We start from the raw sequence: 23484 nt of genomic DNA on the forward strand, positions 1-23484 counted from the left end.
TCGAAATGAGCGGTAGTGGAAAAAGTTTGTCGGTCAGGATGTCGAGATCGCGGCGGCGGTTTCCTGCGGCACCGGGACCGGTCGGACCCAGCGGCGGTAGGCGAGGGCGAGCAGCGCCAGCCACCCCACCCCGACGATCAGCGCGACACGGGTGTCGGCGTCGAACGCGAGGACCGCGATCACGAACACCAGGAACCCGATGGCGATCAGCTGCCCGTACGGCCAGAACGGCACCGGGAACTTCAGGGCCGCGGCCTCGGCCGGGCTCATCTGCTTGCGGGAGCGGTAGTGCGACAGCAGGATCATCAGCCACACGAAGATCGTCGCGAAGGTGGCGATCGAGGCGATGACCAGGAACACCTTGTCGGGGATCAGGTAGTTGAGGAGCACACCGACGAGCAGGGTGACGGACATGATGACGACGGTCATCCAGGGCACCCCGTTACGGGAGACCTGCTTCATCACGGCGGGGGCCTGGCCGCGCTGGGCCATCCCGAACATCATCCGGCCGGCGCCGAAGATGTCGCTGTTGATCGCGGACAGCGCTGCGGTGATCACCACGATGTTCAGCACCGTTGCGGCGGGACCAATGCCGAGCCCCTGGAAGATCTGCACGAACGGGCTGCCCTCGGAGCCGATGCTCTGCCACGGGTTGATCGCCATGATCACGGCCAGGGTGAGGACGTAGAACAGGATGATGCGGACGGGGACCGTGTTGATCGCGCGGGGGATGGTGCGCTCGGGGTTCTCGGCCTCGCCGGCGGTGATGCCGATGATCTCGGTGCCGCCGAACGCGAACATCACGATCGCGAAGCAACTGATGAACCCGCCGAACCCGGTGGCGAAGAACCCGCCGTCCGACCACAGGTTGCTCACCGCCGGCTCGGAGTCGGCCATGCCGAATCCGAAGACCAGGATCGCGATGCCGCCGGCGATCATCGCGATGATCGCGACGATCTTCACGACGGTGAACCAGAACTCCACCTCGCCGAAGACCTTGACGCTGAGCAGGTTGATCGCGCCGATGAAGAAGATGATGGACAGCACCCAGATCCACCGCGGCACGTCTGGGAACCAGAAGCCCATGTAGACGCCGAATGCGGTCACGTCAGCGAGGCACACCACGATCATTTCGAAGGTGTAGGTCCAGCCGGTCATGAACCCGGCGAGCGGCCCGAGATGCTTGCTCGCGTACTCGCCGAACGAGCCCGAGACCGGATTACTCACGGCCATCTCACCGAGCGCGCGGAGCACGATGTAGATCGCCGCCCCGCCGATGAGGTAGGCGAGCAGCACCGACGGGCCCGCCCGGTTTATCGCCTCCGCCGATCCGTAGAACAGTCCGGTTCCGATTGCCGAACCCAGCGCGATGAACCTGATGTGGCGTGCTGTCAGACCTCGGGTCAGCGCCGCGGCGGTGTCTTTCACAATCGATCTCCCTGGACTGTGCTGGTGGATCCGGCCTGGACGGCCCCTCGCACTGTGTGGCGAGTCACACCATTCGGGATATGTATAGTCCTGTATATACAGCTTCGTCAAGGGTTCGTCGCCGAACAATTCGGTCGAGTACCGGCAACCCGCCGGCAGTCGACCATTGGGCGTGCGTGTCGCGATACCCGAACCTGCAGCACGTGCAGCGGCCTCCGCCCAGCACCGCCGGACAGGCCCTTGGCCTGCACTGTCGATCGACAGGCGACCGCCGGCGAACGACCGCAAGGCGTGGACAAGCGCATGGGCGCGCCGGCGTCATGAATCGTCGGTACGGGACGGGAGTCCCCTCACCCACGCACCAGGGATGAGGGAACCGCAAGCAGTCCAATTGCCGATCCGACCTCGCCGAGGGGCTCTCGACGACCCGTCCACAGTTCGACGCGGTCGGTGTCGACGATGCTGGCGACATCGATGACCAACAGCGAGGCATCCCCCACGACCCACCTCGACTCCGCTGGAACGGCGACGGCGCGGCGGAGTTCACACTCCACCGCGCCGTGCTCGGCGTCGGATGACTGCTGTCAGTTGTTGGCGGATTCGCCGGTGAGGATGTCGTCGAGGTCGTCGAGGACAGTCATGCCGCCGAGCGGGCCGACACCGGTGATCCAGTACGACATGTCGACGACGTGCATGTTCGGGAACAGTGCCTTGTCGGTCACCACCGTGGGCACCGATGCCGGGTCTGCAGGCGTCGCACTGGTCACGACGACCAGGTCGGCCTTCGCCTCGGGCGCGAGTTCGGGGGACACGTCGACGGAAATCGAGTTCTGCCAGTCGCGCGGCGGGATCGTGAAACCGGCGCATTCGAGGGTGCTGCCCGCGAACGACGTGGGTCCGTACAGGGTGAGGACGTCCTCGCGCGGACGGATCAGCTGAGCGGTCTTGCCCTCGGTGCCGTGCTTCGTCGCGACCTCCGTGCAGCGTGCCGTGTAGTCGTCGAGCAGGGCCTGGGCCTCGGAACCTCTGCCCAGGGCGTCTGCGACGAAACGAACGTTGTCCTGCCACGGATCGGCCTGCGACGCCATGTACACCGTGGGGGCGATCGCGGCGAGCTGGTCGTACAGGTCCGCGTGTCGGGTCTCGGTCCCGATGATGAGATCGGGGTTGAGCGCGGCGATCTTCTCCACGTTGGGGGCGGCTACGGTCCCGGCCATCGCGACCGAGGCGGCCTTCTCGCCCAGATACGCGGGAACGCCCGTTGCCTCACTGAAGACCGCGGCGCCGACCGGAACCACGCCCAGTGCGATGGAGGTGTCGAGTTGCACGGGCTCGAGGACCACGACGCGCTGCGGAGCGTCCGACACCTCTGTCGAACCGTGGGCGTGCGCGACCGTGCGCACGGACGATGCCGGGGCGGTCGAGTCTGTGTCGTCCCCGCTGCCGCAGGCGGCCAGTGCCAGCGCCGCGGCGATCACACCGACCAGCACGCGACTGGTGCGCGTCACTTCCTGTCTCATCCACACTCCTGAAACTGCACTCGCAACCCGGTCCGGTTGGGCCGGGCGGCCGCCGATTCGGCGTCCCGTAAGATTGGTAAGGCTAACTTACATAACGGGGGGATTCGTAGTGCCTGCCCGCCTCGACGGCGTCTGCTCGGAACCGTGCCCCGTGCTCGGGGGATCGGCCGCGCCGGTCCCCGGCTATCCGGCCTTCGGCGCCTCGGTGATCGAGAACCCCCAGGCCAGTCGCCGCCCCGACGCGTGCTCGCTGCAGTCGACGACGGTTGGCGAGCCGATGGCCGCGCGCGCCGGACACACCCGGCTGTGGGTGCTGGTCGAGCATCCCGGGCCGTGGCCGAAGACGGCCCCGTCCGGTCTCCTCCCGGACGCCCTGCTCGATCGGATCGACTCCCTCGCCCACCCGGCCAGACTCGTGCTGATCCGCCGCCCCCGCCATCGGCGCGTCGTCGAGCCCCGCTGGATCCTCGCCTGGTCCGACGGGGTGGGAAGCTGGATGCGCGAGGGGACCATCGCCAGTTACGCCAACCTCTCGGACCTGCCGTTCGAGACGAGTGCTGTCGGGGTGGAACCGGACGTCGGGACGGCGCGTCGCGCTCCGCTGTTCGTGGTGTGTACCCACGGGAAGAAGGATGCCTGCTGCGCTGAACTGGGCCGTCCGATCGTCACCGCACTGACCCAGCTCGACGGCGCTGACGTGTGGGAGTGCACCCACATCGGAGGAGACCGGTTCGCGGCCAACCTGATTGCGTTTCCGGCGGGGATGTACTTCAGTCGCCTCGGCGCGGAGTCGGCACAGGCGACAGCTCGCGACTACCTCGAAGGCCGGATGGCGCTCGCCCATCTGCGCGGCCGCGCCGCGCTGCCACAGCAGGCGCAGGTCGCCGAACACGTGATCCGGGAGGTCACCGGCGTCACGGATGTCGACGCGCTCGAAAGCGTCTCCGTGGCAACGGCAATCGACAGCACGGTCACCGTCGACATGAGGATGGCGGGGCGGACCTTCCGCGTCGTCGTCCGGTCCGGACCGCCGGAAGAACCATTCCGGCACGGATGCATCCCCGGCACCGACGCGACCTGGGCCAGATGGATCGTCGAGCGCCTCGAGGAAAACACGGTCGAGTAGGCCGATCCTGGAAAAGGGGCATTGCGACGGCGAACGTCGACGATGGCGACTCGGTTGTCACGACCCTCCACCGCAACCCGATCCAGCCATCTGCTGACAGATCGCGAAGTGGAACGAGCGCGCGCAACTGGCGGTTGTCGACCTGGTCTCAGCCGACCGTCCAGCTCTTGTGACGTCGAGGCGATCTCACCCTTGGACAGCCCGCGTGCGATGAGGACGAGCACTTCCGATTCTCGTGCGGTGAGGGTGTGCACTCGTGCGGTGTCGCCGGCGTCGTCGGGGGTTCGGGGCTGTGTCGCTGGCGAGCGCACTGTGAAGCAGGACTCCGCGAATGCCGCTTCCGAACGCAACCCCACGGGCGGCATATCGTCCGCATATCGAAAATCGCATACGTGCCGGCAACACCGCGTTGGCTTGACTTTCGGCATGTCCTACAGCGACCTGGGTTTGATCGACAGCGAAGTGATCGCGGAGCGACGCGTCCGAGTGCTCGATGATTCGTCACCCTCGGCCGTCCCGACCACTGGAGTCAGTGTTTTCGGATGCGGTCACGACGAAGCCGTTGTGTTCCGCGAGATGGGAACCCGTCTCGGGCTGACGCCACGCATCACCGAGGAAGCGGTCAGCGAGACCAACGCTGAACTGGCGCGTGGCAACCGATGCATCAGCGTGAGCCACAAGACGCAGATCGACAATTCCACGCTGCTGGCGCTGAGCCGAGTAGGAGTGGAGTACATCTCCACCAGAAGCGTCGGGTACAACCACATCGACGTGGAATTCGCGGCGAGCATCGGTATCTCGGTCGGCAACGTCGACTACTCGCCCGACAGCGTGGGCGACTACACACTGATGTTGATGCTGATGGCCGTGCGCCACGCGAAATCAATTGTCCGCCGCGCCGATACGCATGACTACCGGCTGAATGACATACGCGGCCGGGAGCTTCGCGACTTGACCGTCGGGGTGATCGGAACAGGGCGCATCGGCACGGCAGTCATCGACCGGCTGCAGGGATTTGGCTGCCACGTGGTGGCACATGACAGCAGGCCTCACGCCTCCGCCGACTACGTTCCGCTCGATGAACTGCTGCGGCAGAGCGACATTGTCACGCTCCACACTCCACTCACCGCGGACACACACCATCTCCTCGATCGCCAACGCATCGACCAGATGAAGTACGGCGCGTACATCGTCAACACGGGTCGCGGACCGCTGCTCGATACCGAGGCCCTCCTCTCCGCACTGGAGAGCGGCCGGTTGGGCGGCGCGGCGCTCGATGTCGTCGAAGGAGAGGAAGGGATCTTCTACGCCGACTGCAGAAGGAAGCTCATCGAGAACAAGGCCCTGGTGCGGCTGCAGCGCCTCCCGAATGTGCTGATCAGTCCGCACTCCGCCTACTACACAGACCACGCCCTGAACGACGCCGTCGAGAACAGCCTCGTCAACTGCCTCAACTTTGAAAGTGGGAGAACAGCATGAGCAGATTGAAGGTCGGGGTCATCTTCGGAGGGGCTTCCGAAGAACACCCCGTCTCCATCAAGTCGGCGCGAGAGGTGGCAAGAAATCTCGACACGGAGAAATACGAACCGTTCTGGATCGGCATCACGACCGGCGGCGAGTGGAAGCTCTGTGGCGGCCCCGACGCGGATTGGGCGAATCGCAGCGCCCGTCCCGCCGTGCTGTCACCCGATCGAAGTGTGCACGGCCTGCTTGTCATGGAGCAGGAGGGCTACGAAACCGTGCGCCTCGACCTCGTCTTCCCCGTACTTCACGGCAAGCTCGGGGAAGACGGCGCGATCCAAGGCCTGTTGGAGCTCGCCGGCATCCCCTACGTCGGCTGCGACATCCAGGGCTCGGCTGTGTGCATGGACAAGGACCTGGCCTACACCGTGGCCAAGACCGCGGGAATCGCCACGCCGACCTTTCGGGTTGTCGCGGAGAACGAGAAGGTCGACGCCGATCAACTTCGTTATCCGGTCTTCGTGAAGCCGGCCCGTTCGGGTTCATCTTTCGGCGTCAGCAAGGTCACCCGTGAAGACGAGCTGCCGAACGCGCTGAGCGCGGCGCGACAGTACGACTCGAAGGTCCTGATCGAAGAAGCCGTGGCCGGCAGCGAGATCGGCTGTGCGGTCATGGGTGAACTATTCGGCCTGATCACTGGGGAGGTGGACCGCGTCGACCTCTCGCACGGATTCTTCAGGATCCACCAGGAGGACTCACCCGAAACCGGATCGGAGAACTCGACGTTCATCGTTCCCGCCGACATCTCCGACGAATCGCGCCGGCTCGTCCAAGAGACCGCCAAGGTCATCTACCGCACCCTGGGCTGCAAGGGACTTGCCCGCGTTGACATGTTCCTCACCGACGACGGGCGGGTGGTCCTCAACGAGGTCAACACCATGCCCGGCATGACGTCGTACAGCCGGTACCCGCGGATGATGGCCGCCGCGGGACTGCCGATCTCCGACATGATCGACCGGCTCATCTCGATGACAATGCACGGGAAGAAGCGATGAACGACGACTTCGTCTACGTCGACGACTGGGTGCCCGGTGTCCGCTGGGATGCCAAGTACGCCACGTGGGACAACTTCACCGGCAAACCGGTAGACGGCTACCTCGCGAATCGGATCGTCGGCACCCGGGCTTTGTGCGCGGCCCTCGCGCAAGTACGCGAGAAGGCAGCTTCCCTCGGCTTCGGATTGCTTCTCTGGGACGGCTACCGTCCTCGACGCGCCGTCGACTGCTTCCTACGCTGGTCGCAGCAGCCGGAGGATGGCCAGACGAAGCAGCGGCACTATCCCAATATCGACAGGCCCGAGATGCTCGAAAAGGGATACGTGGCAACCCAATCGGGCCACAGTAGGGGCGGCGCCGTTGACCTGACGCTCTATCACCTTGCGACCGGTGAACTTGCTCCTATGGGTGGCGACCACGACCTCATGGACCCGATCTCAGGTCATCGAGCGCGAGGAATCAAGCCGATCGAGTCCAAGAACCGTGAGCTTCTTCGTTCCATCATGGAGGACTGCGGATTCGATCGGTACGACTGCGAGTGGTGGCACTACACGCTGAAACGCGAACCGTATCCGGATGTCTACTTCGACTTTCCGATCACGTGATGAGTCTCCATTGTGTCTCGCAGTGGGGGCGTTTGGCGAACAACGACGAGGTCGTGATGCGAAGGACCGGCGCATCGGGGCTGGAGGTCTTCTTGCGACACACCGATTCATCGAAACTGCACGACTGGGCCTCCGACGGATATCCCTCGCGCGAGGAGTACCTGTTCTGGTCCCGCAAGATCTGCGGCTTGGCGTGTCTCCAGTCGCTGCTCCACGGCTGGACCGACGTCCGACTGTCGATAGGCGAACTCCTTGCGCTGGCCGTCGAGTGGGGTTGCTATGTCGTGGAGCCTTCGGGCAAGGTCCACGGCCTTCTCTACAGGCCATTCATGGCGTGGGTCAGCACACAATTCGGATTCGACTGCCAACTGGTCGAGCACACCCCGATTCAGGTATCGGCCCGCGAGCTGCTGCCCGGCCAGGTCATGATCGCTTCGGTATCACCCGAGATTCGCGATCCCAACACCTACGAGCCGCGACGAGGAGGCCATCTCGTGCTGATCTATGCAGTCGATGATGGAGTGGTGCGGTTTCACAATCCGTCGGGCTACTCCCACAATTCAGACTCAACATCGCTGCCCATGCATGTGTTCGAGCGGTTTCATGCCAACCGAGGAATCTTGGTCAGAGGGGCATCGTGATGCTGGCTGGCGAACCCGCACCGCGCGTCGTTGTCGCAGGCGGCCATTCGGCCGGGCACATAGAGCCCACGATGAACTTCGCCGACGCGCTGAGCCTGCTGGAGCCCACGGCCGAGATCACCGCGCTCGGCACTGTCCGTGGCCTGGACACCACGCTCATCCCTGCCCGCGGCTATTCGCTCGAACTTATCCCGCCCGTGCCACTGCCGCGCAAGCTGAGCCGCGACCTGCTGCACACGCCGGGCAGACTGCGCGACTCCGTCCGGGCGACCGGAGCCGTACTCGACCGCGTGCGGGCCGAGGTCGTGGTGGGCTTCGGGGGCTACGTGGCCATGCCCGCTTACCTTGCCGCACGCCAGCGGGGAATGCCGATCGTCGTCCATGAGGCGAATGCCCGGCCTGGAGTGGCGAACCGACTGGCGGCCCGGATGACTACCCACGTATTCACCGCCGCGCCCCGTGTCCACCTGGCTCACGCCAGCGCGATCGGCATCCCGCTGCGGCCGGCGATCACCAGGCTCGACCGGGCCGCGCTGCGCGAGGCGGCTCGGCAACGGTTCGGCCTGCGCCTGGACGAGCCGGTACTGATGGTCACTGGCGGTTCGCAGGGAGCTCAAGCGATCAACGCCGCCGTGGCCGGCGCTGCAACAGCGTTACGGGCGGCCGGCGTGCAGGTGCTGCACATCACCGGGCCACAGCGCATGGTCGAGCCGCCCGACGGCGGCCCCGGCGACCCGCCCTACGTCGTCGTCCCGTACGTCGATGAGATGCAGTACGCCTACGCCGCAGCCGATTTCGCGATCTGCCGCTCGGGGGCGATGACGTGCGCCGAACTCGCCGCTGTCGGCTTACCGGCCGCCTATGTGCCGCTGCCGCTGCGCGGCGGTGAGCAGCGCTTGAACGCCGAGGCGGTCGTTGCTGCCGGCGGGGCAGTGATCGTCGACGATTCCGATCTCAACGCAGGATGGATCGAAACCACTCTGATCCCGCTGCTCGCCGATACCGAGCGGAGAGCGGTGATGTCTGCCCATGCGTTGGCAGCCGGCGCACCCGACGTGGGTTCGCTGCTGGCCCGGCACGTGCTTACGGTCGTCGCTGAGCGGCGGGCAGTCGCACTGCGACGGAGAGCCCGCCGGCAGCTCGGGGGCTGAGCGTGAGGGATCCGTCGTGTGCCTGAGTGATGCTCTTGACGATCGCCAGGCCAAGGCCCACCCTCGCATCGTCCCCGCGGGTGCGAGCAGTGCCGCGCTGAAACGGCTCGGTGAGTGTCGAGACCAACTGTGGACTGAGCTTTTCGCCGGTGTTCTCGACCGTGAGCACGACGGACCCGGGGACGATGGCGGTGCTGATCAGCACGCTGCCGTGCTCGGGGACGTTGTGGACGATCGCATTGTGCAGAAGGTTCGTAGTCAACTGCAGCAAGAGTGCGTGTGAGCCGATGACCGGCGTGATGTCCCCGGAGGTCTCGATGCTGACGCCGTGCTTCTCCGCGAACGGGAGGAGCGTCTCGGCGGCTTCTTCCGCGATGAGCGACAGATCGACGTCTTCTCGGCTGAAGGACCGTTGGTCGGAACGGCTGAGCAGGAGCAATGCCTCGGTGAGCTCGATCGCTCGTGTGTTGACAGCGCGGAGGCGTTCGTCGAGCTCGCCGCCGTCGCGGTTCGGATCGTTGCGGGCGACATCGAGAAGGGTTTGTGTGATCGCCAGCGGGGTGCGCAGCTCGTGGGAGGCGTTGGCGGCGAATCGCTGCTGCGCGGCGTCTCGTGCTTCGAGCTGTGCGAGCATGGCGTCGAAGGCATCGGCAAGTTCACGGAACTCGTCGTTGCGGCCCTCCAGTTCGATCCGGTACGACAGCAAGCCACTCCCCGCCTCCCGCGCGGCGCGCGTAATGCGCGTCAACGGGGCAAGCATTCGGCCCGCGAGAATCCAACCACCCACAAGGCCGAACACCAGCAAGAACCCGAGCGCCAAGATCGCTGCTGGGACAAACACCACGGGACCGAAGCTGCTCGGGTCGAAGACCCGGGCAAAATCGGCCAGATCAGGGAATTGGAAATTCGTGGACCGCCCTCTCAACAGGAAGACCCAAACCGCCGCGAGGAGCAAGACACCCGCGAGCATGAGGAACCCGGCATAACTGAGAGTGAGTTTGAGGCGAACGCCCAACCCAGGCGCTCTATCCACCGTCGCCGCCGCCTCTGGCGTCCGGTTCGGTATCGATGCGGTACCCGACCCCCGGCACCGTGGCGATCAGCCACGGTTCGCCGAGCCGCTTGCGCAACGTCGAGACCGTGATGCGCACTGCATTCGTGAACGGATCGGCGTTCTCGTCCCACGCCCGCTCCAGCAACTCCTCGGCGCTGATCACACCACCCTCGGCAGCGACGAGAACTTCGAGCACCGCGAACTGCTTCCGGGTCAGCGCGACGTACCGGCCGTCCCGGTAGACCTCGCGACGGAACGGGTCCAGCTGCAGACCAGCGATCTCCCGCACGGGCGGCCTGCTGTGCGCGCGCCTGCGGTCGAGTGCCCGGAGACGGAGCACGAGCTCTTGCAGCTCGAACGGCTTGGTGAGGTAGTCGTCGGCACCGAGCTCGAACCCGGAGGCCTTGTCGTCCATTCGGTCCGCGGCAGTGAGCATCAGGATTGGCATGCCGCCACCGGAAGCGACGATGCGCTGGGCGATCTCGTCACCGGAGGGGCCGGGGATATCACGGTCGAGGACGGCGATGTCGTAGGCGTTGACGCCCAACAGATCCAGGGCAGTGTCCCCATCACCGGCGATGTCGGCCGCGATCGCTTCGAGGCGCAGCCCATCGCGGATGGCTTCCGCCATGAACCGCTCGTCCTCGACGACCAACACACGCATGCTCGCCATGTTAGGCGGCCGCGTATATCGCCGGCGTATCAAAAATCGCCTTCAGGCTGGCAACAGCGCACTACCTTGATTGAGCGGTATGGGCCAGACCGCAGCACGGCCGAAGACCCGCAGGACTCCCAGACCGGTCGGCCTGGTCCTCGTCATCTTCGCTGTGATCGTCGGGATCGTGGCCGATCAGAGGTGGCCCCGGAATTTTGTCGCAGTTCTCAGTCTTTCGGGCGGACGAGTCTGGACTCGTACGCGTAGATGGCGGCTTGGGTGCGGTCGCGGAGCTGCAGTTTGCCGAGGATCCTGCCGACGTGGGTCTTGACGGTTTCCTCCGAAACGACGAGCGTCGAGGCGATCTCACCGTTGGACAGCCCGCGTGCGATGAGGACGAGCACCTCCGACTCTCGTGCGGTGAGGGTGTGTACCCGTGCGGTGTCGTCGGCGTGGTCGCGAGGTTCCAGGCGGCAGAACTCGGTGATCAGCCGCCTGGTCAGGTCCGGCGAGAGCAGCGCGTCGCCGCGGGCGACGCTCCGGACGGCGTCGGCGAGGTCGGCGGCGGATGCTTCCTTGAGGAGGAATCCGGCGGCCCGCCCGCAGTGCCCCCCAGGAACCATCGTCGCGGACGCCGGACCCGGCAGATCCGGCGGGCAACCATCGCGCTCGTGCTCATGCGCTGCCAGCGGTTCGCGGCTCAGGCGTCAGAATCCGAGGCTGCCCGGGCTGCCGGAGTCGAAGGCATCGAGGCTTCCGCCGCCCCCACACCCCAGGGTCTCGGGAGTCGGCACCGGAGTGCCGGCCTCGTTGACCGTGAAGGTCGGCGACACCGTCTCGCCGTATTGGGTCATGTGGATCGCGACTACCGCAGGCCGACGCCGGCCGCGTAACTCCGCACGATCCGAACTGAGCCTCAGCGACCGAAGAGACGACCGAAGAACCCGCCCCGGCCCGACGCGAGCGGCGCCCACTCGAGGTTCCACAGCTCCTCGACCGTGATCCCGGCGAGACGGCAGACGAACTCCAGGTGTGCGTCCTCCGGGTCGTCCTCGGTCTCGAACACCGCCTCGGCGTCGATCTGGGCGCCGAGGTCTTCGGCGACCTCGCGCTCGGCGAGCACTCGGAGGCGGGGGTCGTCTCCGAACGACTGGACCACGTAGACGTCGCTCGTGCCCCCGAGAGTGACGAGCACCGTTCCCGCGGGCGGATCGGAGAGCTGCGGAAGCTGCTGGAGATCAAGACCGGGATCCACGAGCACCACGTGCGTGCCGACCTGCGCAGCCGACGGGCCGGCCGCGGTGCTGCGGCTCGCGTCGCCGAAGTCGATGGTCGATTCGGCGTCAGCTCCGAAGGCATGGAGGTCGGTGTTCGGCACGAAGCCCAGCATGAAGTTCATCGACACTGCGCCAGCCTAGCGCCCGGGGACGACGGTTCCCTGACCCGAGAAGCCACCGGGTTGGCGCACGCTACTCGCCGTCGACCCGCCTGTTTTCGCGGACAGGCGGTTGTTGAAGACGGAGGTGTGCGCGCAGGAGGGCATGACCGAGCGGCTGGTCGCCGCCATGGCGCACCGCGACCACCTCCACCCGCGGCCTCAAGGAACCTGCGGCGCCTGGGCGCGAAGTTCACCCGGCAGGGGTAACGATCGCGCCCTGGCCCCGTAGCCGCTGAGCGGGAGAGGGGTTTGTCGCCGCCGACGGGCGAGCGCAGGCTTGACCCATGTCTGATTCCACCAAGCCCTCCCTCACGACCGCCGTCGTCGTCACCGGCGGAGCCTCCGGCATCGGCCTCGCCTCCGCCCGCGCGCTCGCCGAGGCCGGCCGCCCCGTCGCGCTCTGGGATCTCAACGAGGCCAGGGCCAAGTCCGAGGCCGAGGCCATCGCCGCCGAGTTCGGCGTTGCCGCCATCGGCGTCGGCATCGACCTGAGCAACCCGGACCTGTACGCGGACGCACTGGCCACCACCCGCGCCGCGCTACCGAAGATCGGTGGCCTCGTGCACGCAGCCGGCGTCGTCGACCAGGGCTCGCTCGAGGGCGTCACCGTGGACGTATGGGATTTGGGCATCAACACCCACCTGCGCCCGCTGGTGCTGCTGACGAAGGAGTTGCTGCCGGACTTCCAGGCCAACCTGGGCTCGGCGATCGTCGGCATCTCGTCGATCAACGCCCACCTCGGCAACGCGATCAACCCGGTCTACTCCGCGGCCAAGGGCGGCATGCTCGCGGTCGTGCGTTCGCTCGCCGACCGGCTCGGCCCCGAGGGCATCCGCATCAACTGCGTCTCCCCCGGCCAGATCCTCACTCCGATGCTGCAGCCGACCGTCGACCTGCTGCCGGAGGGCACCTTCGAGCGCCGCATCCTGATGGGCCGCCTCGGCAAGCCGGAGGAGGTCGGCCGTGCCGTGCGGTTCATGCTCTCCGACGAGGCCAGCTACATCACCGCCAGCGAGTTGGTCGTCGACGGCGGCAACATCTCCTCGCAGCGCATGTGATCGAGCGTCGCTGACCGCAGACGTCAGCGCCGCTGCCCGCCGACGGCATCTGAGTGAATGTGCCGTTCGCTCAGCCCGTTGGCGGGCGCCGAGGACCCGTGAGAAGGCCGTCAGATCGCGTAGTAGTCATCTAGGACATGCCTTCCGTCATGCTGTGACTCGCTCGCAAGTCAGACCCGGGAACGATGACGATGCGGTGCAAGTTCAGGCAGCGAGCATCCCGTAGGTGCGGATGAGAACAACCAGGGTGGCGTCCTCCGCCGCAATCATCGTCGACGGGGCCTGCGTGTGCGCCCACGAGCGTTTCTCGCTGGCCTCGGAGCGGACCTGATCGACGGTAGCATGCGGCGGGAGGCCGAGTTTTCCTGCCGCAGTGGGTTGTTCGACGAGGCGCCGCAGCTCACCGGTGACCGGAGAGACGGGTCGGCTTCGAACATCGCCTGCAGATGCTCGAACAGGACCACCGTGCGCGGCGGCGGCCATATTCAGGAACGAGCGAACGAGCTTCTTCGACCCGATCGTCCGCCGCATCGCCGCCGGATGTCACACTGCCCGCCGCAACTCCTGGAACAAGTCGAGTCGGTCATGGCCGCCCCGACTCCGACTCTGGACACCTACATCTCCGCGCAGGGCCAGCGATACCGCACTCCCTCGGCGACTTGACCCGGAATCTTCACTCGGGATCCGGCGAAACCAACCTTGATGGGGTCTGGCTCAGGATCACCAAAACCCCTCTGCCTCAATCACATTCTTCGGTCGCTGCGCCGGTGGTCCGGCGTGTGGGTGTTGATGAAGCAGTAGATCGGCCTACCCGGATGTTGTTCGACGACCGGCGCCCGCCCATGATCAACGTTGTTGTCTGTGGGCGTTGGTCCACAGCGAGGCTCTTGGCGTGGCCGCCGTTCCCGAACGAGAGAAGCGTCGGCCACGTCGCTGCCCGCAGTTCTGGTCAGGGGATGCTGCGGAAGAAGGTGCGGATGTCGTCTGCGAGCAAGGTCGGTTGTTCCATGGCGGGGAAGTGGCCACCTTCGGCGTACTCGCTCCAGTGGGCGATCGCTCCGGTGGGGTTCATGACACGGCGCATGAGTGGGTGAGTGTCGAAGACCGCCCACCCGGTCGGGACGGGCGCGAACATAGCGGGTTCGACCGTGGAATGCTGCGCCTCGTAGTAGAACTGGGCGCTTGACTCGCCGCTGCGCGTGAACCAGTACAAGGTGACGTTCGCCAGGAGTTGGTCGCGGTCGACCGACTCGTCCGGGGTGCGATAGCTGCTGTCCCTAGCCTTGAACTTCTCAGCGATCCACGCGAGCAAGGCGACCGGCGAATCGGTGAGAGCCACCCCGATCGTGTCCGGCTTGTGGTTCTGCATCTCGAGGTACCCGCGCTCGGAGGCAGCCTCGGCCTGCATGACAGCGAGTTGGCTACTCTCCTCGCCGGAAAGGTCAGCGGGCGCAGGGAAAAGCACTCCGACCAAGCCCAGCAGCCGACGCTCACTGCCGTAGTGCGTGCCGATCACTCGCTCCGGGTAGATAGTTGCCAGGCGCGCCATGATGCCGGTACCGGTATCGGTGCCATGCGCCGCGAACCGCTGATACCCGAGTCGGGTCATGATCTCCGCAAAGGCTTCGGCCGTCTGCGCCAGCTCCCAGCCCGTACCTGCAAGGGGGGTGGAGAAGCCGAAGCCCGGCGGCGACGGGATGACGACATGGAATTCGTCGGTCAGTAGCGGGAGGAGTCGCTGGTACTCGACGAATGAGCCCGGCCAGCCGTGGAGCAGCAGCAGCGGGGTTGCGTGCGGGTTTGACGACCGCGCATGGACGATGTGAAAGGCCTGACCGTCGATGATCGTCGTGACTTGTTCGATCTCGTTGAGGCGCGCTTCCTGCGCGCGCCAGTCGAAGTCATCGCGCCAGTACTCGGCGAGCTCTCGCAGGTATGCCATCGGGATACCGCGGCTGAAATCGGCGCGATCGTCTCGGCCGGGCACCGGGTGCGGCCAGCGGGCTCGCGCCAGCCGGTCTCGCAGATCGTCGATATCGGCTTGGGGGACGGTGATGCGGAACGGTGTGAGTGTCTTGTTTTCGATCATGACGCCCACCATTTCAGGGATCGCGGAAGGATAGCTTCCGCATTTGGGGGAATGATGGATGGCATGTTGAAAACCTCGGCCCGCTTGCTTGAGTTGCTCTCGCTTCTCCAGCTCAGACGCGACTGGACGAGCTCCGAGATCGCCGACCGCTTGGGGGTGAGCACCAGGACTGTGCGCGGAGATATCAGCAAGCTGCGTTCACTCGGCTATCTCGTAGACGCACGCCCTGGCGTCGCGGGTGGGTACCGTCTCGCACCAGGAGCTGTGATGCCTCCGCTCCTGCTCAACGATGACGAAGCCGTTGCCGTGGCGGTCGGACTCAGCGCACTCGCAACCGGAAGAGCTGGAGCTGAAGAGGAATCGATCACCGCGCTCGCGAAGTTGGAGCAGGTGCTCCCGGCACGTTTACGCCAACGCGTCGGCGCAGTCCGGGAGGCAACGAACACAGTCCCCGGAACTGCACCGCCCCTGGACCTCGCAGCACTCAGCGTCGTCGCTTCCGCGATTCGCGGCCACCAGCGGCTCCGGTTCGGATACACCAAACCCGAACGCAGCGAACAAGCACGCCATACGGAACCGCAACGTCTCATAAACTGGGGAGACCTCTGGTACTTGCTCGCGTGGGACCTGGACCGCGACGACTGGCGAATCTTCCGCCTGGACCGCATGACCGCACGCCCACCAACCGGCGTGACATTCCGGCCCCGCGCAGACCCTGACCGCGACGTCATCGGATACGTCACCAGACGCATCACCACAGCAGGCCGCATCTACCACGCCCGAGTACTCGTCCATGCTCCCGCCGCCACCGTCGCTGCGAAGACTCCCATACCAATCACCGTCGAGAGCATTGGCAGCTCCACGTGCATCATCGAGATCGACTCGGGAGACCCGGCGCGACTCGCACTCTGGTTGGTACAGCTCGACACCGACCTCGAAATCATCGAAGGAGACGAACTGTCGCTCGCATTCAACAAGCTCGCGAGCAGACTCCACCGCGCCACCGGCACTCCGGTGTCACCACCCTCAATCGGTCCGGACGATTTGTGAGTCACACCGTTGCCCGCGGTCGCGGGCAGTTTTCGACTGATTGACACTGTTGTTGCAGCGCCCTATTGAGGCGTTGGTTGCAGAGAGCTCCATGTCGCAGGCCGGTTTCATCGGTCGGCTGCACGGCATCCTGGGCGACGGAGGGTCGTAGTGGGGTCTTCTGATCGGCTTCTGTGAGAAGTGATCTGCACTATCGTCGGCGATTCTTCCGTCTGGACCGCATGACCGCACGCCCGCCAACCGGTGGTGTACCGACAGATCGCCATGACCTGCCGGCAGCGGGATCTGCCGGTCCCGGCGCGCAACACGGTCGCTGCCCGGGTCGCGGCGCGTTCCGTGCAACTCCTTGCCGTGTGGGTCTTGCGAGACGACGCTTGGTGGTGATGAAGGACCGGAGCAAGGCGTCGGGTGTCGTCTCGGCAAGAGGTGGGCATCACCTCTTGCGCGCAGATCGGATACCTCAGTCAACCGCCATCAACCAGTCCTGGTTACCCGTCCTGCACGCTGATCCTGCGAGGGCTCCTTGTGCAGGGCCCACTTCCAGTTGGTCCCAAGTTCACCACAACGTCCCAGCGCCAGACTCAGCCAACCGACCGACGAGAACGCGCTCCCACCATCTTTCGATTTCGCGACCCGCAATTCGGGCGATGGCGACCGAGGCCTGTCTCAACAATCCGGAAAATGTCCGATTTCTGTCTCAACATCTCAACATGTCCGACTTTTGTCAGCAGCAGCAGCAGCGTAGGTTCCAGAACTACTCGTCCGAATGACCTGCGACTATCAAGATCTTCCACGACACTTGTCCACCGGAATCCGCAGAAGGTTGTCCCAATTCAGTGGAGCAAGCGGATAAACCGATCGATGGTCACAGACCACCGGCCGCGGCGAGCATCCCCCGTTATCTCAACGCCACCAGCGAGGACTCCCGGATCTGCGAGGCATGACACTCCGTGCCGGCACCCTGCCGCGACCCAGGCGCCACCGACATCTCCATTGGCCCAACGCATGATCGAGGGCCTGGTCCGGGTGTCGGAGGCTGATAGTAGCGTCGCTCCGCGTGAGCGAATCTCCCGTGTTTGATGTTGCCGAAGCGATGCGAGTAGCGCGGGAGGTGGAGCGATTCGACTGGTCGTGGTCGGCCAGCGATATCGAGCGCTTGCAGAGCCTGCTCGCCCCGTTCGAGTTGCGTGGCTCGAAGTTGCGTGGCTCGGAGTTGTACTCCGAGACGAGCACCGAAATCGATGTCGTGATGGTTGATATCGCGGACATCGTCCTCGACTCGGTAGACGATCCTGAGCGCGACGCGCTGTGGACGGGGTCCGCTGCACTTCGTACGGAGCTGATCGAGGCCTGGGGCGAGCCTGACCCCAGCATCGTCCAGGGAGTTCTTGTCTGGGTGTTGCCGCAGGTGGTTGTCGAACTGCACCGCCCGACGGACCGCGTGTACTTCCGCCTGCTCAGCCCTGATGCGCACAGGTCGACGGAAGCACTGTATCGGGCATGGCAGGAACAGGATGAGCAGCGCACAGATTTTGCGCCGTTCCTCGCCGCGCTGCCGCGAATCGCCGACGCGCACTTCGGGTCTTGGTCCCGATCCGATCTGGAACCGCTGTTCGACGCGGTCGGGTGGCCGATCGACATCAGCGAAGGGCGTCTGTTCCGAGAGGATCTGGTAGCCGAACTGAACGGGGACGCACTGCGGGCCTCGTTGCATGCCAGTCGGACCAAGGACTACATGGATCCCGACCGGTGGGGTTTCGGAACGTACTGGCGACTGACTCTGGACCAGTCGCTGTCGTGGCGAGTCACGCCGCAGGCCTACGCTGCCGCGCTCCGGTTGTGCGTCGAGTTGCTCGGTCCACCGCCTGTCGTCGGAGGTCCTGACACACAGGCGATCTGGCGCGGGGCGGACGTCACCTACACGCTGGAAACCGGTAACGGTCTGCACTTCTCCGTTACACCAACCGAGGCCGTCGAGAGCTTGGAGTACTGGGAGTGGAAGTGGGGTGACGGCTGGAACCCGCCGGAGAGCTGGCAGATGACCACTGGCGCCGACGGAGCCCGCTTCGGGACCCGGGACTGGTGGGTCCCGGAACGACGCGCGGAGACGTGGTCGATGCTCGACGACTACATCACTAAACTGTTCCCATCGCTCGCGTATGACCTGCCGCTGCTCGCTCCATATGCGACCGCGGTTGTGTGGGGATTTCGGGTGGCCGAGGACCCCGGAACCTTCATTCACGGTTGGTTCGCCGACGATGGTGCAGGTCTGCAAATTCACCTTCCAGGAGCCGAACCGTTCAAGCAGACGTACCCACCCGAACTCCAATCAGGCCGCCTGATCGCCGCGGAAACCACAGCGGCATTGCGGAAGTTGGGCGTCGCGTCCCCCACCGACCTGAAAATGGTGGCGTGGACCCCACAGGGGACCCAGACGCTGGACACGATCCGGCTGGGCTTTACCGGATGAACCGAGCGCTGGCCCATACATCTGTTCGATCCGCATTGGCACGGCGCGGTGCCTCGGTTTCCGAGGCGCCCGCGATCCGTGCTGGCAGGTCCGCTGCGTACCTCGCCGCACTTCACGCGGCACAGCGTAGGGACGAGACCAGCCACTGATCAGTGGGCAGGATGCGCGCAAACCCGGTTCACGTGCCCATTCATTGGGGTTTGGGACTAGGACAGGACCGGCGCACCGCCGCGGGCGATGTCCATCAACGCTGTCTCTGCATGCGTTCAGCCATCCACCCGCCACTCCCCATGCCCTGTTCGGCACACCAGCGCATGCGTCCTGACGAGGACTTGTGCTGGCCGGTACCGCGGGACGTCCCGATGTCGGAGCGCCCGGTTAGGGTTCAGCAGCGTCACGAAAGGACTGAAAACCGGCAATGGGCTTCTCATCGAATTGGATTGCGTTTCAAGACCTCACACGCGAGGAGGTGCACCGGCGTTTGGGGCTGATGCCGACCGGCACCTGGGTGGACTCGCCCTCCAGGCCCTTCGTGGGCCGGCAGCTACCGGACGGGCGATACCTGATCGTCGAGGCCAGCGCTCATGAGGAGGTGTCCGACAACTGGAACCTGGCAGTGTTGTCGCGTGGCGGTGGACTGTGGGCAGTGTCGGAAATCGACGGCCCCGGCTACGCCTATCTGTCGGGACGGCACGATGGCGAGCAGCGGTGCGAGGTATTCAGCGACGACGGCGAATGGGTACAGCACGGGGAACTTCCCGCCGAACTCGATCCCGAAATCCAGCAGCTGCGGGCCGCGGCCGACGCCGGCGAAGATGTCGATGCGGCGAACCTGATTCTCGGGATCGCCAAAGAGCTGACCGACTACGTGTGTGGCGAGGTGCTGGACGAACCGCGCTACGAGCTCCTGGCGCCGGTTATGGCTGGTCGCAAAAGAGACCACGCTGCGAACATGATCAAGGTGGAATTGACCGGCGCAATGGTACGCGCGGGATACATGCCATCTGAACCCCTCGCGGAAAGCAATGAGGGTGCCTTCTGGTTCAAGAGTAATGCTGTTGGCATTCCGAATACCATCGCTGCCGTGGAAGCACTTATTAGCTATTCGAGGGACGGTGCCGCGATATGCACGGGAACTGCCTTCCTGATATCTCCATCGGTCGGCGACATACTGCGATCGATGCCGCCCGAGGCACTCCTGCGAGGAGACAGGCCAGACAACCCGCGCCATAAGGATGTTGATTGGCAGCTTTTCAACGACATGCCGGGTATCGAGTCCGTGGGAAGGCGCCCTGGGTGATTACCGCAGCGGACGTGCCGACTGCCGTGCAGTGGTTCGAACACCGCGTATCCGGTGCGGCCGCGGCATGGTTCGACGACCGCAACTCGCTCGAGAAGATGATCGCGGTGGCGGAGGAGCCGATCCCGGGTACCTCACACGACCGGATCAACCCCCGTGTTCTACGGGCGGCGGTTCTCTTGTGCATCGTCAATGGCAACGTCACTGATGCAGGAAAATTGATGGCGTCGCACCTCGAACGCGATCACGTACAGCCGAATGTTGATTCATTCGAGCGTGCTGCCGCGTTTGATAGAGCTCTGGCGGACAGGTTTCCAGAATATCGGCGCGCCCGAGGCCGCTGACCTCGCCTATCCGAGAGGGCGGGATTCCGGTATGGCCGCCGGGAGCGACGCCCGCAGCCGGCGCGGCACAGGTGGGACCTGCCCAAATTTTGGTCGTCGTCGAACAACTGCCGGCAGATTCGCCCGGTCTGTTCCCGAGTTCTGAAGTGGCACAGTCGGGTTCGGATCTGGTGACCTCGGCGCCGTCGATACCTAGTGAGGACGGCGGTCAGCAGATTGCAGATCTCGGACAGGGCTCTGGGCGATCAGTTCACGTACCTGACCCGATCGCTGCACTGCCGACCGGCTTGGCGTACCTGCTCCGCCGTTCGACGGGCGAAAGGGACGGGCTGGCACTGAATGCCCGACGCGTCAGATTCTCCAGCTATCGAATTGCAGCCCGTATGGACAAATAGGTTGGATTTATGACAAGTGCGGGACATATAGGCCCGGAAAAGGCCAACTAGATCCGGAACCTACAACAGTCGACTACCCCCGCGCCATGTCCACAAACCTGGAGTAATGCAGCTGGTGCGCAACGGTAATCGTGGCCGTAGGACCACCTCGGTGCTTACCGAGGATGATGTCCGCTTCGCCGCCGCGCGGATCATCCCGCTCGAATGCGTCGGGCCGGTGCAGCAGCATGACCATGTCGGCGTCCTGCTCGAGTGAGCCGGACTCACGGAGGTCGGACACCTGCGGGCGCTTGTCGGTTCGCTGCTCGGGGCCACGGTTCAGCTGGCAGATCGCGACGACGGGCACTTCGAGTTCCTTCGCGAGAAGCTTGAGGCTACGCGAGAATTCGGAGACTTCCTGCTGACGGGATTCGACCTTCTTGCCGGACGTCATCAGCTGCAGGTAGTCGAGGACGACGAGCTTGATGTCGTGTTTCTGCTTGAGCCGCCGCGCTTTTGCGCGGATCTCCATCATCGTGAGGTTGGGGGAGTCGTCGATGTACAGAGGCGCCTCGCTGATCTCGCTCATCCGCCGGGCCAGACGGGTCCAGTCGTCGTCGGTCATCTTGCCGGACCGCATGTCCGACAGTTTGATCTTCGCCTCGGCCGAGAGGAGTCGCATGACGATTTCCGTCTTGCTCATCTCCAGGGAGAAAAGGACGCTGGCCATGCCGTGCTTGATGGAGCACGACCGCATGAAGTCCATGCCGATCGTCGAGTTGTGCGTCGGGACCATCGTGCGGCCCGCGAGGTACAGGTGGTCGGCGTTGTCGACCTCGACGCACCGCACGGGGACGCTGTCGATGCGGCGGACCGCGACGATGCGGCGCACACCGACGCGGCCGGGGTGGTTGCCGCGAAACTCCTTGTGCAGCATCGCCTTCCGGTGACCGCCGAACACGTCGTCCTCGGTCGCGAACGTGACCGTGGTTCCGTCGACCCGGAACTCGTAGCCGAGCCCGGCGAGCAGGTCGGCGAGGCCGGGCACGAATTCCGTTCCCGGAGCGGTGATCCCGATCGAGCCGTCCTCCGCGACGGTCGCGACGGTGTCGAGGACACCGGCGAGCAGCATGCGGCGCTGCGACTGCGACGCACGGAGGTAGCGGGCGGGGATCCGCCGCGCACCGGCGTCGCACACGGCGGCGAGGTCGGCGTCACCTTCGGCTTCGATCCGCATGACCATTTCGGGGTCGGCCGCCGAGGCGGCGACGGTGCCGTCGCCGAGCCACGCCCCGAGCGTGTACGGCGGGACGGGCAGCGACTCCGCGGGCAGGTCGAGCGGCCGGGCGTTGACGACGACGTGTCCGGCGTCGAGGGTGGCCGCGATGTCGCCGGTGATCCGGACGGCGGGGGAGCCGTCGACCTCCGTCGCCCACTGGTGCTGCTCGTCGGCGACGAGGACGGTGCCGTCCGAGAACTCAACCTCGTAGCAGGGCCGGTCGGTCATCACCTCGGTCGCCGCTACGACGGTTGTGGGCCTGCCGTGCGCGTCGACGAGAAGGTCACCGACGGCCACCTCGCCCATCGTGGTCCAGCCGGTCGGGGTGGGCAGGGGAGTGTCCAGCGCGAGCGCCTTGCCGACACCGGGGCGCGCCGCGACGATGATCATCTGACCCGGGTGCAGGCCGTTGGTGACCTCGTCGAGCTCGCTGAAGCCGGTGGGCACACCCAGGGAGATGCCACCGCGGCTGGCGATGGAGTCGATCTCGTCCATCGTGGGCTGCAGCAGTTCCTCGAGGATGACGAAGTCCTCGACGGCGCGACGCTTCTCGGTGACCTCGTACACCTCGGCCTGCGCGCGGTCCACGACCTCGGCGACGTCCTGGCCGTCGGCGCCGGCGTAGCCGAACTGGACGATGCGGGTGCCGGCCTCGACGAGGCGACGCAGGATCGACTTCTCCGCGACGATCTCCGCGTAGTAGCCGGCGTTGGCTGCCGTGGGGACCGTCTGGGTCAGCGTCACCAGGTACGGGGCACCACCAATGCGGCGCAGTTCGCCCTTGCGGTCCAGCTCTGCGGCGACGGTGACCGGGTCGGCGGGCTCACCGCGCGAGTACAGGTCGAGGATCGCGTCGTAGACGCTCTGATGGGCGGGACGGTAGAAGTCGCCGGGACGCAGCTTCTCGAGCACGTCCGCGATGGCGTCCTTGCTCAGCAGCATGCCGCCGAGCACGGACTGTTCCGCGGTCATGTCCTGTGGGGGCTGACGCCCGAAGTCCTCACGGGGCGGCTCGTCCGGCTCCGGGTAGTCCGAGTGTCCGCGATCGTCGACAACCGCCACGCGATAACCGTCCCTTCCGGAGTACGTGCCCGCCGTGCAGAACGCCAGCCGGACACCGTACAAGATTGATACGCCTGCCCACCGACACGATCCCGCGGCTGCGCCGATCGGCCGGCTCGCAGGGCGCTTCGTGGACACGCCCGCGACGACGTTATGCACCGTTGCGGTTCCGATCAACATCGGGTTGTGCACACACCTGTGGATGAATTGTGGAATCGCCTGAACGGCACTGTTCACCAGCTGTGGACAAACTGGGGACAACGAACATCACACATCACAAACATCCAGGTGAGGGCCTGTTTATCCGTTCACACACATGTGGAT

General features: G+C 65.3%; 21 protein-coding genes. 11 read left to right on the forward strand and 10 right to left on the reverse strand.

Features of this window, described 5'->3' with window-relative positions; translation table 11 throughout:
- Positions 1-33: 33 nt before the first annotated feature.
- Both FFS72_RS01920 and FFS72_RS01925 read right to left on the reverse strand, forming a co-directional pair.
- A complete protein-coding gene (locus FFS72_RS01920) occupies positions 34-1428 on the reverse strand; it encodes an amino acid permease (protein ID WP_137872341.1) in 1395 nt (464 codons plus the stop codon).
- Between the two features lie 584 nt (positions 1429-2012).
- A complete protein-coding gene (locus tag FFS72_RS01925) occupies positions 2013-2948 on the reverse strand; it encodes an ABC transporter substrate-binding protein (protein ID WP_137872342.1) in 936 nt (311 codons plus the stop codon).
- A gap of 109 nt (positions 2949-3057) precedes the next feature.
- Here FFS72_RS01925 and FFS72_RS01930 point away from each other — a divergent pair, with 109 nt between their 5' ends.
- From FFS72_RS01930 to FFS72_RS01960, 6 genes are all read left to right on the forward strand, one after another.
- Positions 3058-4074 carry a ferredoxin family protein gene (locus FFS72_RS01930; protein ID WP_249353074.1) on the forward strand — a complete coding sequence of 339 codons (1017 nt, stop codon included), beginning with the start codon at positions 3058-3060 and terminating at the stop codon, positions 4072-4074.
- 426 nt (positions 4075-4500) lie between these two features.
- A complete protein-coding gene (gene vanH / locus FFS72_RS01940; protein ID WP_137872343.1) occupies positions 4501-5553 on the forward strand; it encodes a D-lactate dehydrogenase VanH in 1053 nt (350 codons plus the stop codon).
- Positions 5550-6590: a D-alanine--(R)-lactate ligase VanO gene (vanO, locus tag FFS72_RS01945; RefSeq protein ID WP_137872344.1), complete on the forward strand. Its 1041-nt coding sequence runs from the start codon at positions 5550-5552 to the stop codon at positions 6588-6590. The genes vanH and vanO overlap by 4 nt, the downstream gene beginning before the upstream one ends.
- The gene (gene vanX, locus FFS72_RS01950) at positions 6587-7195 is read left to right on the forward strand and encodes a D-Ala-D-Ala dipeptidase VanX (protein WP_137872345.1); all 609 of its coding nucleotides are present in this window, start codon (positions 6587-6589) and stop codon (positions 7193-7195) included. The genes vanO and vanX overlap by 4 nt, the downstream gene beginning before the upstream one ends.
- Positions 7196-7227: 32 nt before the next feature.
- Positions 7228-7836: a hypothetical protein gene (locus tag FFS72_RS01955; protein WP_137872346.1), complete on the forward strand. Its 609-nt coding sequence runs from the start codon at positions 7228-7230 to the stop codon at positions 7834-7836.
- Complete coding sequence (locus FFS72_RS01960; RefSeq protein ID WP_137872347.1) at positions 7836-8987, forward strand: UDP-N-acetylglucosamine--N-acetylmuramyl-(pentapeptide) pyrophosphoryl-undecaprenol N-acetylglucosamine transferase; 1152 nt, start codon at positions 7836-7838, stop codon at positions 8985-8987. Before FFS72_RS01955 ends, FFS72_RS01960 begins: the two co-directional genes overlap by 1 nt.
- Here the strand turns inward: FFS72_RS01960 and vanS-O are convergent.
- The 5 genes from vanS-O to FFS72_RS01980 form a co-directional block, all read right to left on the reverse strand.
- A complete protein-coding gene (gene vanS-O / locus FFS72_RS01965) occupies positions 8920-10020 on the reverse strand; it encodes a vancomycin resistance histidine kinase VanS-O (RefSeq protein ID WP_137872348.1) in 1101 nt (366 codons plus the stop codon). The two genes, FFS72_RS01960 and vanS-O, sit on opposite strands and share 68 nt — an antisense overlap.
- Positions 10013-10705, reverse strand: coding sequence for a vancomycin resistance response regulator transcription factor VanR-O (gene vanR-O / locus FFS72_RS01970; protein WP_137872349.1), 693 nt, complete (start codon positions 10703-10705; stop codon positions 10013-10015). The genes vanS-O and vanR-O overlap by 8 nt, the downstream gene beginning before the upstream one ends.
- 218 nt (positions 10706-10923) lie before the next feature.
- Positions 10924-11319 (reverse strand): response regulator transcription factor, encoded by a 396-nt coding sequence (locus FFS72_RS26920; RefSeq protein WP_137872350.1) that lies wholly within the window; start codon positions 11317-11319, stop codon positions 10924-10926.
- 84 nt (positions 11320-11403) lie between these two features.
- A complete protein-coding gene (locus FFS72_RS26310) occupies positions 11404-11550 on the reverse strand; it encodes a hypothetical protein (protein WP_171018514.1) in 147 nt (48 codons plus the stop codon).
- Positions 11551-11612: 62 nt separating this feature from the next.
- A complete protein-coding gene (locus tag FFS72_RS01980) occupies positions 11613-12101 on the reverse strand; it encodes a hypothetical protein (protein ID WP_137872351.1) in 489 nt (162 codons plus the stop codon).
- Between the two features lie 317 nt (positions 12102-12418).
- Here FFS72_RS01980 and FFS72_RS01985 point away from each other — a divergent pair, with 317 nt between their 5' ends.
- Positions 12419-13192, forward strand: coding sequence for an SDR family NAD(P)-dependent oxidoreductase (locus FFS72_RS01985; RefSeq protein WP_137872352.1), 774 nt, complete (start codon positions 12419-12421; stop codon positions 13190-13192).
- Positions 13193-13396: 204 nt separating this feature from the next.
- Here the strand turns inward: FFS72_RS01985 and FFS72_RS01990 are convergent, their stop codons facing one another.
- Together FFS72_RS01990 and FFS72_RS01995 are read right to left on the reverse strand one after the other, a co-directional pair.
- Positions 13397-13723, reverse strand: a complete 327-nt coding sequence (locus FFS72_RS01990) for a hypothetical protein (RefSeq protein WP_137872353.1) — start codon at positions 13721-13723, stop codon at positions 13397-13399.
- A 418-nt stretch (positions 13724-14141) separates the two neighbouring features.
- Positions 14142-15281, reverse strand: a complete 1140-nt coding sequence (locus tag FFS72_RS01995) for an epoxide hydrolase family protein (RefSeq protein ID WP_137872354.1) — start codon at positions 15279-15281, stop codon at positions 14142-14144.
- A 63-nt stretch (positions 15282-15344) separates the two neighbouring features.
- Here FFS72_RS01995 and FFS72_RS02000 point away from each other — a divergent pair, with 63 nt between their 5' ends.
- The 4 genes from FFS72_RS02000 (at position 15345) to FFS72_RS02015 (ending at position 20445) form a co-directional block, all read left to right on the forward strand.
- Positions 15345-16331 carry a helix-turn-helix transcriptional regulator gene (locus FFS72_RS02000; RefSeq protein WP_137872355.1) on the forward strand — a complete coding sequence of 329 codons (987 nt, stop codon included), beginning with the start codon at positions 15345-15347 and terminating at the stop codon, positions 16329-16331.
- A 1057-nt stretch (positions 16332-17388) separates the two neighbouring features.
- On the forward strand, positions 17389-18801 hold the full coding sequence (locus FFS72_RS02005) for a DUF6301 family protein (RefSeq protein ID WP_137872356.1): 1413 nt from the start codon (positions 17389-17391) through the stop codon (positions 18799-18801).
- 418 nt (positions 18802-19219) lie between these two features.
- Positions 19220-20101 (forward strand): hypothetical protein, encoded by an 882-nt coding sequence (locus tag FFS72_RS02010; protein ID WP_137872357.1) that lies wholly within the window; start codon positions 19220-19222, stop codon positions 20099-20101.
- The gene (locus FFS72_RS02015) at positions 20098-20445 is read left to right on the forward strand and encodes a hypothetical protein (protein WP_137872358.1); all 348 of its coding nucleotides are present in this window, start codon (positions 20098-20100) and stop codon (positions 20443-20445) included. The genes FFS72_RS02010 and FFS72_RS02015 overlap by 4 nt, the downstream gene beginning before the upstream one ends.
- A 468-nt stretch (positions 20446-20913) precedes the next feature.
- Here FFS72_RS02015 and dnaB read toward each other — a convergent pair whose 3' ends face one another.
- Positions 20914-23160 (reverse strand): replicative DNA helicase, encoded by a 2247-nt coding sequence (gene dnaB, locus FFS72_RS02020; RefSeq protein WP_137872359.1) that lies wholly within the window; start codon positions 23158-23160, stop codon positions 20914-20916.
- Positions 23161-23484 lie beyond the last annotated feature (324 nt).

Origin of the sequence: Rhodococcus sp. Q (genome assembly GCF_005503035.1) — a bacterium.
In the GTDB taxonomy this organism is placed as follows: domain Bacteria; phylum Actinomycetota; class Actinomycetes; order Mycobacteriales; family Mycobacteriaceae; genus Rhodococcus_G.